This window comes from Eisenbergiella tayi (genome assembly GCF_001881565.1).
In the GTDB taxonomy this organism is placed as follows: domain Bacteria; phylum Bacillota; class Clostridia; order Lachnospirales; family Lachnospiraceae; genus Eisenbergiella; species Eisenbergiella tayi.
Map to the genome: position 1 here is coordinate 479,938 of NZ_MPDJ01000005.1, position 13,705 is coordinate 493,642.

The following is a 13,705-nucleotide window of genomic DNA, read 5'->3' on the forward strand; positions in this document are numbered from 1 at the left end:
AAAGCGTCCCCTCTAAGGACCACCGACCGGCCCGGGCAGTTGACGGGCTGTAATCCCCGGAGGCATTCGGGCCGGAAAGGCAGGGCAGGCAAGGCAATATCCCGGGAGGGACGACGGCGGAACTGTTCCTCCTTTTGTTGTTTAAAATGTGTTATACTAACTTTTATCATTTTTTTTGGATTTGCGCAAACTTTTTTCCTTCCTGGGAAGTCTAATTAGTGTAAAGGGATGAAAATACAAGATTCATGAAAGAAGGTGGGGCACATGAGCCAACATTTAACTAAGAAACAATTCGCACAGTACATGGAAAACGGAAAGGCAAAATTTTATCGTCTCGCTTTCTGTTACGTCAAAAACGAGCACGATGCTCTTGAAATAATTTCGGAAGCCACCTACAGAGGCTTTATTCATCTGAACAAACTGGAAAAACCGGAATTCTTCGATACCTGGATGAGCCGGATCATCATAAATTGTGCTTACGATTTATTGAAAAAACAGAAAAAATATGAATTTGTCGTTCCCGACGACAGCCTTTCCGAACCTCCGGATGCAGTTTCCATTGACGAGCGCATCGATTTATATCAGGCGCTGAACACCCTGCACCCGGAAGAAAAAACATTGATTATCCTCAAATATTTTGAAGACAGAAGCTTCCGTGAAATCGCGGAAACCATGAAACTGCCGGAAAGCACAGTGAAAACCCGGCTATACCGTACCATCGGCAAATTAAAAGAAGCCGTTTCGGTCTGACAACACCCAAGAAAGGAGCTGCTGTTATGAATAAAGGAAAAGAAAACTACAACAACATTCCCCTGCCCGACGGCCTTTCCGATGCCATCCGGACCGGATTGGACAGAGGTCAAAAATATACGGCAAAAAAATGGATTACCGGTTTCGGCTCTCTGGCCGCCGCCTGCCTGTGTCTGGTCGTAATTATGCGGATATTTCCATTTACAAACGGAACCGGCGGAGATAACTCCAATATCCCTTCCCCTGCCAATTCTTCCGACACGCCGGTAACGCCCCAGGCCTTCTCCGATGAAAGACCCGTAGAGGTTCAGGAACCGGAGAATTACCGGATACCCTGCAAACAGACAACGGAAACCTCTCCCAAAATGCCGGTTTATCATGTGGAAGAAAAATGGGCTCCCCACCGCCTTATTTTTACCCTTTATGACATCCGTGATTTCGACTTCGACGCTGTGAGCAAGCCTCTCTTGGAGTCTTCCATGGTACAGGATGTATACCGCAGCATCCTCCTCGATGATTCTGCCGTAAGCTTTGTGGTTGAACTTCCCATCAATATCGAATACCAGCTTTCGGAGCATACCGGGGACGGCTATGTGGAACTCAGCCTCCGCCCTTCCGATACCGCGGATGAAATACGCGAAATTTATTTTCTTTCCTCTCCTGAAATGGACGGCGGAGAAGAAACCGCACTGTTCCGGGAATCCCTTCCTATCGGAGAATACAGCATAGTGAAAACCCGGGAAGGAAAATTCCTTGTAGTTTCAGGCGAATTTGAAACACAGCAGGAGGCGGAAGAAATGCTTGCACAATTGGAACAGAACGGAATGGAACCCGGAACCCTGCAGGTCGCATCCTGTATGAGCGATGAATCCCCTGCGGGCAGCGCCTCTCAGGATACCGTCACCCTGCCTGAGACAACAATGCCTTCCACTATCCGTGTATATGGTACGGTGACGGAAATCAACGGCAGCCAGGTCACAATTTCCAACGATAACCAGGATGACCCCTATTCCACAATCATCCTCAACATTAATGAGGACACCCTCATATTAACCGCAGAAGACTGCAAAGAAAAAACTCTTAAAGATCTGCAGAAAGGCGACACCCTTTACGCCTATGTCAGCCCGGTCATGACCAGGAGCCTGCCTCCCATGTCCAACGCCGAATTAATCCTCTGCCAGATTCCCGCAGACATGATGGTTCCCACCTATGCTGCAATTACCGATGTTTCCTCCGATCCGGACGGCTCTCTCAGAATTACCACGGATCAGGAACTGGTTTGCTACATCAATGAGGATACCGTTATTAAGACTCTGGACGGCAAAAAGGATCTGGACAGCTCCGCACTTCAGTCCGGTAATAAAATACTGATCTGGTACCAGATTGCCACATTAAGCATACCTGCCCAGACCAACCCGGATGAGATCCGTGTACTTCCCTGACTTAATGCCCGCTGATACAAAATAAGCAGCGAATAGTCTTAACAGCACAACAGGTTTATTTATAAAAAGGTTTCTTACCGGCCTGACACCAGGCCCGGTAAGGAACCTTTTTCTTCCTCAAAGCCCCGATTTATTCTCTCGCTTCCGCAGCTACTTTCTGCACAAAGGCTTCCAAATCCTGGCTTCCCAGATCCCCATCATCCCTGCTCCGAACAGAAACCGTGCCGCTCTCCTCTTCCTTCTGTCCTACGATAAGCATATAGGGCACCTTTTCCATCTGTGCACTGCGGATCTTATAACCGATTTTTTCATCCCGGTTATCCATTTCACATCTGAGTCCTGCTGCCTTCAGCGCTGCCATAACCTTACCGGAGTATTCAAAAAACTTCTCAGAAATAGGCAGCACCTTCACCTGCACCGGAGCCAGCCATACCGGGAATTTCCCCGCATAATGCTCAATCAGAATACCGATAAAGCGTTCGATGGAGCCAAACACAACGCGGTGAATCATGATAGGACGGTGCTTTTCTCCGTCCGCCCCCATATATTCCGCCTCAAACCGCATAGGCAGCTGGAAATCCAGCTGAATCGTACCGCACTGCCATGTTCTGCCGATAGAATCCTCCAGATGGAAGTCGATTTTAGGTCCGTAAAAAGCGCCGTCTCCTTCGTTTACCACATAATCCATCCCTGTTTCTTCCAAAGCGCGGCGCAGGCCTTCCGTTGCCAGCTCCCAGTCCTCATCGCTGCCGATACTGTTTTCCGGACGAGTGGAAAGCTCTACATGATAAGGGAATCCGAACTTGCCGTATACTTCATTGATCAGCCTCATAACCCCCTTGATTTCATCTGTTATCTGTTCCTCCGTCATAAAAATATGGGCATCATCCTGAGTGAAGCAGCGCACACGCATCAGTCCGTGCAGCTGGCCGGATTTTTCATGACGGTGCACAAGCCCCAGTTCTCCTATGCGCAGGGGAAGATCCCGGTAGGATCTGGGCTGGGATTTATATACCAGCATTCCGCCCGGACAGTTCATGGGCTTTACCGCAAATTCTTCCTCATCAATTGTAGTGGTATACATGTTCTCCCTGTAATGATCCCAGTGTCCGGATGTTTCCCAAAGCTTCCTGTTTAGAAGGATAGGTGTGGAAATTTCCTGGTATCCTTCTCTCTCATGCAGTTTTCTCCAATAATCCACCAGCGTATTTTTCAGAATCATCCCCTTGGGCAGGAAGAACGGAAAGCCCGGCCCTTCCTCCATGAGAGTAAACAGCCCCAGTTCCTTTCCCAGTTTTCTGTGATCCCTCTTTTTAGCCTCCTCCATCCTCTCAAGATAAGCTGCCAACTGCTCTTTATCCGGGAAGGAAGTTCCATAAATCCTGGTAAGCATCTTATTTTTTTCGTTGCCTCTCCAGTAGGCTCCTGCCAGGCTTGTAAGCTTAATTGCCTTTACATATCCCGTATTGGCAAGATGAGGGCCGGCGCACAAATCCACAAAATCTCCCTGCCTGTAAAAACTGATTACCGCATCCTCAGGCAGATCCTCTATCAGTGCGACCTTATAATCCTCCTTTTTCTCTTTCATCAGGGCAAGCGCTTCTTCCCTGGGAAGAGTAAACCGCTCCAGCTTGAGGCGTTCCTTTACAATCTTCTTCATTTCCTTTTCAATCGCAGCAAAGTCATCGCTGGAAATAGGGCTGCTGAAATCAAAATCATAATAAAACCCATCATCAATGGCAGGCCCGATAGCCAGTTTGGCATCCGGGTACAGACGTTTCACCGCCTGCGCCAGTATATGGGAGGTTGTATGCCGGAACACAGCGGCCCCTTCCTTTTCCTCAAAATTCAGTTCTCCCTGCATTCCATTCTTCATAATTACTTCCATTACTTTGTTCTCCTTTCTCCTGCAATGTTTTTAGGTTTACATCCATCCCGGGCGCCGGCAAAAGCACATAAAAAAGCACCCTCAGAAAAAACAGCATTACCTGTTCTTCTAAGGGTGCATTCCATTTGTATAATAAAAACTATGGGCATCTGAAGCCTTTCGGCTCTTCTTCCCTGATTTTTATGGATCGGTTATGCACGGTTCCACCTTAATTTTTCACTTCAGATTCTTTCAAATCCTAATCTTTAACGCAGATATACGGCCACATTTATCTCTGCTGCACAGCCTTCACATGGCGGCTCCGGAATGGTCTTCACCTCTCTCATCCGTAAAAGGGCTTCCAGCTTCTGCCCTTCTCTCTGGTTACGCTGACTTAAGGCTACTCTTTCCTTCATTGCTTTTCGTTATTTAACTGTATATTAGCATTGCATAAATGGAAAGTCAACCATTTTTAACTTTTGATTTTTTAAAATCAGGAGCACCCACTTTTACCTGCACTCTATAATCATCTTTTCAGGCAGCCTTCCGGCTTTCTATATCTTTCTCTTCTCTTTCCAGCCACTCTCCAAAGTACTCCCGGATTACAGTAAAAGGAGCCGGTCCGATATCCAGAAGAAATGTATGGAATTCCATAGCATCGAATGCACTCCCCAGCGCTTCCTCCGCTTCCGCCCTCATCCTCTCAATCTCCAGATATCCGGTATAATACAACAGGTAATTGGAGGGATCCGCTATTATACTGTCATAAATCTCATCTGTCGTTTCGTCGCTGACAGAAAAAAACTGGCGGATAAAATCAGCGGCCTCTTTCCTGTCCCAGCCCTCGTAATTAATCCGGATATCCAGAAGTGCATACATCCCTTTGGTAATAGAACTGTTCCGGGCCAAAATTTCACCCATACCCTTCTCCAGGCCATTCCCTTCAAACTGATAAGAGCGATTTTCCACATAGGTTGCCCACCCTTCCGAATATGCGGAAAAATTAAGCACATGACGAAGTTCCTGCGTCTCCTTCCTCCGAAAATATTCGTGCTGATACAAATGCCCCGGGAACCCTTCATGAGCCAATAAGGTATAGGTATCATAGCTGCCTTTTCCGCCATTAATATAAATCACATTTTCCTGCGGCCGATCCATGGGAGGCACCATATAAAACGCGGGGCTCATACTGTCCTCCAGGCTTTCAGGCACATACTTAATCCGATACTCACTATCCGGCAGCTGCGGATATTCCTCCGCAATTGCCTCCTGTAAATTTTCCAGAACCTCTTGAGGATCCTGACTGAAAAAAGAATACTCACCGAATTTTTCCGCAAGCTCCGGCGACCGGCGCAAAGCAATACCTATGGCATTTATGTCCGCCTCCAGCTGCTCTTCCACTGCCTTCCTTAATTCATCTACCGTGGAAAAAGAAGGATAAATACTGTTTCTCACCAAATACTCATAGTATTTACGTCCTTTCGGGAAATAATAGATTCCCAAATCATTGCTTCCGCTTCCTTTCAGCGCTTCCAGGCCCTCCGCCAGTTTCTCGTAAGCCGGAACAAAATGCTCCTTCAGAAGCTCTCTGTTCTTCTCGATATAGGCTGCTTTTTCTTCCCCGTTTATTTCCGGAAGCTCCTCCAGCCGCTCCTGAAAGGCTTCATCCAACAGAGAGCCCTCCACATCCTCTATATAAACCCGACAGGATTCAACCACCTTATCCGCCATTCGATCACTCATAAAAAGACCCTCTTCGGCCTTCTTTTTTTCAAATTCCAAAAGCTCATTATAATAAACATCAATCTCTTCCAGAAGCCCAAGGTATATATCCACATTCTGCTTTCCATAAAAACGGTATTCTGCAAGAAGTACCGGAAGCATCAGATGCATCCCCGTAACCGTATTCAGGGGTTCTTCATACAGCTCCAGCCCCTTTCCAGCCCCTTCTCCCTTCAGCATCTCCGTCAGAATACGATATGTAATCCTCTGCTCTTCTGTCAGCTCATCCTCTTTTATACCCTTCAGCGCACTCAGAATCTCTTTGTCCAGTTCCCTGTCCTTCTCCATTTCCTCTACGGAATAAGAAGAAAAAGCGGAATCTGCTTTCGTAATCCCATAGGCCTGCGGATCCGCCAGCGTATAGTTCAATGAAAGTTCATCCTGTGACGCCAATTCCACAAACAAATCTCTTGTAAAGCTGTCAAATACCTGAACCGGATCCTGCTTCCCATTTTCAGCAAAATCCCCCGCCATCGCACTTCCGCATCCCGGCGCCAGGCTCATAACCAATAAAACTACGGAGAGTATAATCGCTGTACTTTTTTTCCCTGTCTTATTTCTCTTCTGTCTGCTTGTCAGCATATACTTTCTGTCCTCCCTGAAATCAAATCATACGATTCCTTTAATGTCCTGTTTAAGTTACGTTTCGCAGTTACTCATCCCATTCCCTTTGTGCCGGCCGTCTTTTTCGCGCCGCGTGCCCGGCTTGTCCCTTCCGGCCTTTGGCGCCGGCTGCGGCTCTGTAAGGATTCCTGTAAGGACCGTTATAAGCTCGCCGGTCCTTAGGCTGCGTCCTTTGCAGCCTTAGTACCGCTGCGTGATTATCCGAGCGCAAGCGTGTCCTGCAAGGAACCTTACAGAGCCGCGGCCGGCGCCAAAGGCCGGAAGAGACAAGCCGGGCACGCGGCGCGAAAAAGACGGCCGGCACAAAGGGAATGGGATGAGTAACATTTTACAAAAAGCGGGAATGCATGTGCATTCCCGCCTTATAATCAAATTCCTTCGTCCGGCTCCAGCAGTGCCTTCTCATACCTGTCCAGAATAATATTCTGGATATTCTCTCTTGTTGCCTGATTAATCGGATGGGCAATGTCCCTGTATTCGCCGTCTGTAGCCTTTTTGCTGGGCATTGCTATAAACAATCCTTTCTCTCCTTCAATTACTTTGATATCGTGAACGACGAATTCATCATCAATTGTAATAGATACGATGGCCTTCATCTTTCCTTCCTTGGTGATTTTGCGCACACGCACGTCTGTAATCTTCATTTGAGATTCCCCCTTTTATCTTTAGATGACATACCTCTCGTTTTTTTCTACCACAATCTTAATCCCGTCTTCCCCTTTATAGAAAGTATTGGCCCGGATAGTATCCCTGCTTTCCACAATGCAGTTCTCAATATGGGTATTATCACCGATGTAAACGTCATTCAAGATAACGGAATTCTTAATATAGCAATTGTTCCCTACAAAGGATTTTTTAAATATTACGGAGTCTTCCACCGTACCATTAACGATACATCCGCTGGAAATCAGGCTGTTGCTGACTTTTGCTCCCACATTGTATTTGGCAGGCGGCAGGTCGTCAACCTTGGAATAAATATCAGGATACTGCTTAAAGAAATAATTTCTGATTTCCGGCTTCAGGAAATCCATATTCGTGGAAAAATAATCTTCTACCGATGCGATATTGCGCCAGTATTCTTTAATTTTATATCCGTATATTCTTTTCTGATTCTTATAACGGATCAGGATATCCTTAACAAAATCATATCTGTCTTCCATAGCGCAGCGCTCAATCATTTCTATGAGCAGGCGGCGCCTGATAACATAAATTCCGCAGGAAATGGTATTGGACTTGGCTACAATAGGCTTTTCCTCAAATTCCTCTATCCGGCAGTCCTCGTTCATCTTAAGGGTACCATAGCGTTCCACATTAGCGCCGATAGGCATGTCCTTGCACACCACCGTAATATCGGCCTTTTTCTCAATATGGTATTCCAGGACCTTATTATAATCCATTTTATAAACACAGTCGCCGGATGCAATTACCACATAAGGCTCATGGCTGCTCTTCAGGAAAGACAGGTTCTGATAAATAGCGTCTGCGGTTCCTCTGTACCAATAGCTGTTGTCCGCCGTAACCGTAGGGGTGAAAACGAACAGACCGCCCTGTTTACGTCCGAAATCCCACCATTTGGAAGAATTCAGATGCTCATTCAGGCTTCTCGCATTGTACTGAGTGAATACGCCCACCTTCTGGATATGGGAGTTGGACATATTGCTGAGCGAAAAATCAATACTCCTGTAGCTTCCCGCGATAGGCATCGCTCCGATAGCTCTTTTCTGAGATAGCTCCTTCATTCTGTGATTATTGCCGCCTGCTAAAATTATTCCTATCGCTCTCAATTTTCGTCACCTGCCTTAATTAAAGATTTGCCGCTTGCAAGAGTGCCTGCCTGGTAATCCGTATCATCCGTCTCTCCGAATATCACCGTATTCTTTCCGATCTGTACGTTTGTGGGGATAGTACTCTTCTCTCCGACAGTTACAATGCCGCTGTTATAAATATGAGGTGCGATATCATTGTCGGCCTCATCTCCCACCCCCATTTTGACGTTATCGCCAACCAGCACATTCTCTGCAATAATGGCCTTATTCAGCTCACAATGACTGCCAATGACCGTATTATTCATAATAATGGAATCGCGGATCACCGTATCTTTTCCTACAGTAACACCGCATCCGATCACGGAATTATAAACCTTTCCGCAGATTTCCGATCCTTCACCGATTATGCTTCTCTCAATCACGCCGTCCGGAGCTATATACTGGGGAGGAAGGATCTCACTCTTTGTGTATATTTTCCAATATTCTTCATAAAGATTGAATTCAGGCACAATATCTATCAGTTCCATATTGGCTTCCCAATAGGAATTAAGCGTTCCAACGTCTTTCCAGTATCCGTTGAACTCATAAGCATACATGGGGGCCCCGTTTTCGTGGCAATAAGGAATGACATGTTTTCCAAAATCCAGATTGGGCTGATCGGCTCTGGCTATCAGCGCCTCCTTAAGGGTTTTCCAATTAAATATGTAAATTCCCATAGATGCCAGATTGCTTCTGGGACTCTCCGGTTTCTCTTCAAAGTCAACAATCTTACTGTTCTCGTCCGTGATGACAATACCAAAACGCTTCGCTTCCTCCACCGGCACAGGCATTACCGCTATTGTGCACTCAGCGCCGTTCTGCTTATGGAAGTCAAGCATTACCTCATAGTCCATTTTGTAAATATGATCCCCTGACAAAATCAGAACATAATCCGGATTGTAACTGTCCATATAATCAATATTCTGATATATGGCATTAGCCGTACCTGTATACCATTCGCTGTTCTCACTCTTTTCATAAGGAGGAAGTACAGTGACACCGCCTATATTCCTGTCCAAATCCCACGGAATACCGATTCCTATATGGGTATTCAGCCTCAGCGGCTGATACTGTGTCAGCACACCTACGGTATCCACGCCTGAATTAATACAGTTGCTCAATGGGAAATCAATAATCCGGTACTTGCCGCCGAAGGACACGGCAGGTTTGGCCACTTTGGAGGTCAGCACACCCAGCCTGCTTCCCTGACCGCCAGCAAGCAGCATAGCAATCATTTCTTTCTTAATCATGTCATCACCTCATGTTTCTGCATCCATATTCTGCATAGATTTACGTATATAACGTAATAAGATTATAACACATGCTTGTACAAAAGTGAATAATCTTTTACAATTTCTTTCTGCGCTTATTTTTTAAATTTTGTGTATATTTAACATATTTAAAACATTAACTTTTCTTCTATTATCTATTTTACATAACATATGCCCGGTATTTCTTATGCACCTTTCTTCTATTTTTCACAAAATATGCGGTATATCGACAAAAAATCCTTTTACTCCGTTTTGATTTTGTAATTCCCTATTGGTTTTTTTTTCATGAATGCGTATAATACATATCAGAATGAACAAAGACTGCTTAGTCTGCGTACACTGTCAGTAGAGGGCGTAAATGGCTGATGGCAGATCGTTTTGTCCAAATAATAAACAGGAAGGGTATCCCTATGTATCAAGTAGATTTTAATCATCCGGTTCACATTTACTTCATCGGCATCGGCGGCATCAGCATGAGCGGCCTGGCAGAAATTCTTCTTTCAGAAGGCTTCCGTGTATCCGGTTCCGACGCAAAAAAATCATCTCTTACCGAACTTCTGGAAAAACAGGGTGCTGTTGTACACTACGGACAGCGCCGTGAAAATATAACAAATGATATCGATTTAGTTGTCTATACCGCCGCTATCCACAAGGATAATCCGGAATTTGCCGCCATGGAGGAGCTGGGTCTTCCCAGCCTGACGCGCGCCCAGCTTCTGGGACAGATGATGCGCAATTACAAAACTCCCATCGGCGTGAGCGGCACCCACGGCAAAACCACCACTACTTCCATGATAACGGAAATACTGCTGGCGGCCGGTACTGATCCCACGATTTCCGTGGGAGGTATCCTGAAATCCATTCAGGGTAATATCAGGGTAGGCAAGTCCGACCTTTTTGTAACGGAGGCTTGTGAATACACCAACAGCTTTTTAAGCTTTTATCCCAGAATCGGTATTATTCTTAATATAGAAGAAGACCATCTGGACTTTTTCAGGGATTTGGATGATATCCGTTCCTCCTTCCGCCGTTTTGCACAGCTTCTGCCTGAAGACGGCCTGCTCATTATAAGCGGCGATATCTCCGATTATGAAGAAATCACCAGAGGGCTTTCCTGTTCCGTCCTCACCTTTGGCTCCGATTCCTCCTGCGATTATTATTATGACGGTATCAGCCACGATGAATTTGCCCATGCTTCCTTCACCCTGCACCGCCGCGGAGGATCAGATATTCCTGTCAGTCTGGGCATCCCCGGGGAACATAATATCCTCAACGCACTGGCTGCGCTGGCTCTGGCGGATTATCTGAAGTTAGATATGGAAACAGCCGCACGGGCCCTGAAAAATTTTACCGGCACGGATCGGCGTTTCGAATACAAAGGCTCCGTAGAGGGAATTACCATAGTAGATGATTATGCACATCACCCTACAGAAATTACTGCAACCTTAAAAGCCGCCAGAAATTATCCCCACCAGACCCTTTGGTGCGTTTTCCAGCCGCACACCTATACAAGAACCAAAGCCTTCCTTCCCGAATTTGCCCAGGCCCTTTCCCTTGCCGACAAAGTGATACTGGCAGATATTTATCCTGCCAGGGAAACGGATACTCTGGGGATCAGTTCCAGGTCCTTGCAGGAAATAATCGTAAATTCAGGAACGGAATGTCATTATTTTCCTTCCTTTGAGGAAATTCAGAAATTTATTTTAGAAAATTGTACCCCCGGTGACCTGTTGATAACTATGGGGGCCGGAGACGTTGTAAATATAGGAGAAAACCTCTTAAAGCAATAGTTATCCACAATATCCACATTTTTCATGTGTATGAAAAGTGTGGATATTTGTTTTTTGCCTTTCCCCGGTTTCCGTGCCCCCACACTTATAATCCACATTATCCACATTTTCCACAATTCCTGAAAATCCAGTGTTTACAAGGTTTTTCGGCATTTTGACTGTTTCTTTTTCCACACCCTTATGATATAATGCATTTGCTTAAAATAGAAAATAGAAGAAATAGGTGAGATTATGAGTTGTCTGAGGATTTACCAGGATAACTATATTGACGCGACCATCGTCTCCAACCGCTTTATCGATGAATATATGGCGGAAGCCAACGATGCGCAGCTGAAAATATATCTGTATCTTTTGCGCATGATGAATGCAGGACGTACCTTCAGTATTTCCGGAATTGCAGATGCCTTCAACCACACGGAAAAGGATGTGATGAGGGCATTAAAATACTGGGAAAAATGCAAGGTACTTTCTCTTGAATATGATAATGAGAAAAACCTGGTCGGTATTCATCTCCTGGAGCTTGAAAATAAGGAGGAACCGGCTGTTTCCAAAGCGCCCGTAGTTTCTCTGCTGCCCCGGCAGGAGGAGAAAAACGAGGAAGCGGAAATTCTCCCGGAAAAGGCCGAAGCCAAAAGTGCGGCCTCTTATGCTGTGCAGTCTCCTTCCAAGGAAGAAAATAAGCCCCCTCAGGCTGCCCCGTCGGCGTTTGCCAAGCCTTCCTATACCCTGGACGAGCTGAAGGCCTTCCAGGAAAAGGAATCTACGGCCCAGCTTCTTTTTATTGCCGAGCAGTACCTGGGCAGGACTCTGAGCCCTTCCGATATGAAATCGATTCTTTTCTTCTCTGATCATCTTCATTTTTCAGATGATTTGATTGATTATCTGCTCCAATACTGCGTGGAACGCGGAAAAAAAGACTTCCGTTATATGGAAAAGGTTGCCATCAGCTGGGCGGAAGCCAATATATCCACTCCCGCAGAGGCGGAAGGACATGCCAGCCGCTATGATAAATGTGTTTATTCCATTATGAACGCCCTGGGCAAAACCAATTCCCCCACCAGGAAAGAAGCGGAATTCATCCGCCGCTGGCGTGAGGAATATGCTTTTGAAACAGATATTATTATCGAATCCTGTGAAAGAACCGTTTTGGCCACCGACAGGCACCGTTTCGAATACGCGGACAAGATCCTGGCCTCCTGGAAGGAAGCCGGAGTACATCACAAAGCCGATATCGCCAAGCTGGACGAAGGTTTCCAGAAAAACCGGCCGGCAAAGCCCGCATCGGATCGTTCCATTGATAAATATAATCGTTTTATGCATAACGATTACGATTATGACGCCCTGGAGCAGGAGCTTCTGCGTAACTGAATCAGTCTGGTAAAGGAGAACAGCCGTGGCCTTAACAAATACCCAATATAATTCCATCATGAGGCTGTACGAGCAGAGACAGACCAAAAACCGTCATTTACGTGACGAACGGCTTCATTATGTATATAATCATGTGACCGGATACCGGAATCTGGATGAGTCCGTTGCCACCTTATCTGTCGCACAGGGAAAGAAGATGCTCAATGGCGATCTTAATGCCCTGTCCGAACTGAAAGAGCGGCTCCATAAGCTCACCAGCGACAAAAGAAAGCTGCTGTGCGACGCAGGACTTCCTTCTGATTATCTGGAGCCTATTTTCGACTGCCCCGACTGCCAGGATACAGGCTATGTCAACGGCATAAAATGCCATTGCTTCCGTCAGGCGGAAATAGAACTGCTCTATCAGCAGTCCAATCTGAAAGAAGTGCTGGAAAAAGAAAATTTTAATACTCTGTCCTTTGATTATTTTCAAGGGGAAGATCTGGCCGCTTTTCAGACAGCGGTTAAACGGTGCCAGGATTTCGCCCGTACCTTCAGCCATTCGGGAAGCAACCTTTTCCTTTACGGTACGGTGGGAACAGGAAAAACCTTCCTGAGCAACTGTATCGCCAGAGAATCTATTGAAAGCGGGCATTCCGTAATATACTTCAGCGCTTCCAGCCTTTTTGACACCCTTTCCCGCAATGCCTTTGATTTTAAGAACCAGGAAACCCTGGATTACTTGTATAATGATTTATATAATTGTGACCTTCTGGTCATCGATGACCTCGGGACAGAGCAGCATACTCCATACAATGTGTCCCGTCTTTTTACGTGTCTGAACGAACGCTTAATACGTAGGAAATCCATGATTATTTCCACAAATCTCTCTCTTCCTGATTTGAAGGAACGTTATCAGGAAAGAATATTTTCACGGATAACCAGCAATTTTGAGTTCTGCAAGCTGACAGGACCGGATATCCGAATGTACAAAAAAAGATTAACCAACAGAAAGTGAGGATCCCAT

General features: G+C 45.9%; 11 protein-coding genes. 5 read left to right on the forward strand and 6 right to left on the reverse strand.

Going from position 1 to position 13,705, the window contains the following annotated elements; genetic code table 11:
- Nucleotides 1–264: 264 nt before the first annotated feature.
- Together BLA28_RS20185 and BLA28_RS20190 are read left to right on the forward strand one after the other, a co-directional pair.
- Nucleotides 265–750: a sigma-70 family RNA polymerase sigma factor gene (locus BLA28_RS20185; protein WP_009251887.1), complete on the forward strand. Its 486-nt coding sequence runs from the start codon at nt 265–267 to the stop codon at nt 748–750.
- Between the two features lie 26 nt (nt 751–776).
- Nucleotides 777–2,192: a hypothetical protein gene (locus tag BLA28_RS20190; RefSeq protein WP_071699363.1), complete on the forward strand. Its 1,416-nt coding sequence runs from the start codon at nt 777–779 to the stop codon at nt 2,190–2,192.
- 130 nt (nt 2,193–2,322) lie between these two features.
- Here the strand turns inward: BLA28_RS20190 and thrS are convergent, their stop codons facing one another.
- From thrS to BLA28_RS20215, 6 genes are all read right to left on the reverse strand, one after another.
- Nucleotides 2,323–4,080, reverse strand: coding sequence for a threonine--tRNA ligase (gene thrS / locus BLA28_RS20195; RefSeq protein WP_071699364.1), 1,758 nt, complete (start codon nt 4,078–4,080; stop codon nt 2,323–2,325).
- A gap of 245 nt (nt 4,081–4,325) precedes the next feature.
- Complete coding sequence (locus tag BLA28_RS33850; RefSeq protein WP_155859861.1) at nt 4,326–4,475, reverse strand: hypothetical protein; 150 nt, start codon at nt 4,473–4,475, stop codon at nt 4,326–4,328.
- A 118-nt stretch (nt 4,476–4,593) separates the two neighbouring features.
- Entirely contained in the window at nt 4,594–6,423 is a 1,830-nt protein-coding gene (locus BLA28_RS20200; protein ID WP_071699365.1) for a DUF885 domain-containing protein, read from the reverse strand.
- Nucleotides 6,424–6,833: 410 nt separating this feature from the next.
- Nucleotides 6,834–7,109: a septation regulator SpoVG gene (spoVG, locus tag BLA28_RS20205; RefSeq protein WP_009251891.1), complete on the reverse strand. Its 276-nt coding sequence runs from the start codon at nt 7,107–7,109 to the stop codon at nt 6,834–6,836.
- A gap of 21 nt (nt 7,110–7,130) precedes the next feature.
- Nucleotides 7,131–8,249, reverse strand: coding sequence for a glucose-1-phosphate adenylyltransferase subunit GlgD (gene glgD, locus BLA28_RS20210; protein WP_025482526.1), 1,119 nt, complete (start codon nt 8,247–8,249; stop codon nt 7,131–7,133).
- Nucleotides 8,246–9,520 (reverse strand): glucose-1-phosphate adenylyltransferase, encoded by a 1,275-nt coding sequence (locus tag BLA28_RS20215; RefSeq protein WP_009251893.1) that lies wholly within the window; start codon nt 9,518–9,520, stop codon nt 8,246–8,248. The genes glgD and BLA28_RS20215 overlap by 4 nt, the downstream gene beginning before the upstream one ends.
- 431 nt (nt 9,521–9,951) lie before the next feature.
- Here BLA28_RS20215 and murC point away from each other — a divergent pair, with 431 nt between their 5' ends.
- The 3 genes from murC (at nt 9,952) to BLA28_RS20230 (ending at nt 13,696) form a co-directional block, all read left to right on the forward strand.
- The gene (murC, locus tag BLA28_RS20220) at nt 9,952–11,331 is read left to right on the forward strand and encodes a UDP-N-acetylmuramate--L-alanine ligase (RefSeq protein WP_071699366.1); all 1,380 of its coding nucleotides are present in this window, start codon (nt 9,952–9,954) and stop codon (nt 11,329–11,331) included.
- Nucleotides 11,332–11,562: 231 nt separating this feature from the next.
- Nucleotides 11,563–12,699 carry a DnaD domain protein gene (locus BLA28_RS20225; protein WP_069150873.1) on the forward strand — a complete coding sequence of 379 codons (1,137 nt, stop codon included), beginning with the start codon at nt 11,563–11,565 and terminating at the stop codon, nt 12,697–12,699.
- A gap of 25 nt (nt 12,700–12,724) precedes the next feature.
- Nucleotides 12,725–13,696, forward strand: coding sequence for an ATP-binding protein (locus BLA28_RS20230; RefSeq protein ID WP_009251896.1), 972 nt, complete (start codon nt 12,725–12,727; stop codon nt 13,694–13,696).
- The last annotated feature ends 9 nt before the right edge of the window (nt 13,697–13,705 follow it).

Bases quoted from the DNA above. Each gene is read 5' to 3' on its own strand.
- BLA28_RS20185 (WP_009251887.1), top strand. From the start codon at position 265: ATGAGCCAACATTTAACTAAGAAACAATTCGCACAGTACATGGAAAAC.
- BLA28_RS20190 (WP_071699363.1), top strand. From the start codon at position 777: ATGAATAAAGGAAAAGAAAACTACAACAACATTCCCCTGCCCGACGGC.
- thrS (WP_071699364.1), bottom strand. From the start codon at position 4,080: ATGGAAGTAATTATGAAGAATGGAATGCAGGGAGAACTGAATTTTGAG.
- BLA28_RS33850 (WP_155859861.1), bottom strand. From the start codon at position 4,475: ATGAAGGAAAGAGTAGCCTTAAGTCAGCGTAACCAGAGAGAAGGGCAG.
- BLA28_RS20200 (WP_071699365.1), bottom strand. From the start codon at position 6,423: ATGCTGACAAGCAGACAGAAGAGAAATAAGACAGGGAAAAAAAGTACA.
- spoVG (WP_009251891.1), bottom strand. From the start codon at position 7,109: ATGAAGATTACAGACGTGCGTGTGCGCAAAATCACCAAGGAAGGAAAG.
- BLA28_RS20215 (WP_009251893.1), bottom strand. From the start codon at position 9,520: ATGATTAAGAAAGAAATGATTGCTATGCTGCTTGCTGGCGGTCAGGGA.
- murC (WP_071699366.1), top strand. From the start codon at position 9,952: ATGTATCAAGTAGATTTTAATCATCCGGTTCACATTTACTTCATCGGC.
- BLA28_RS20225 (WP_069150873.1), top strand. From the start codon at position 11,563: ATGAGTTGTCTGAGGATTTACCAGGATAACTATATTGACGCGACCATC.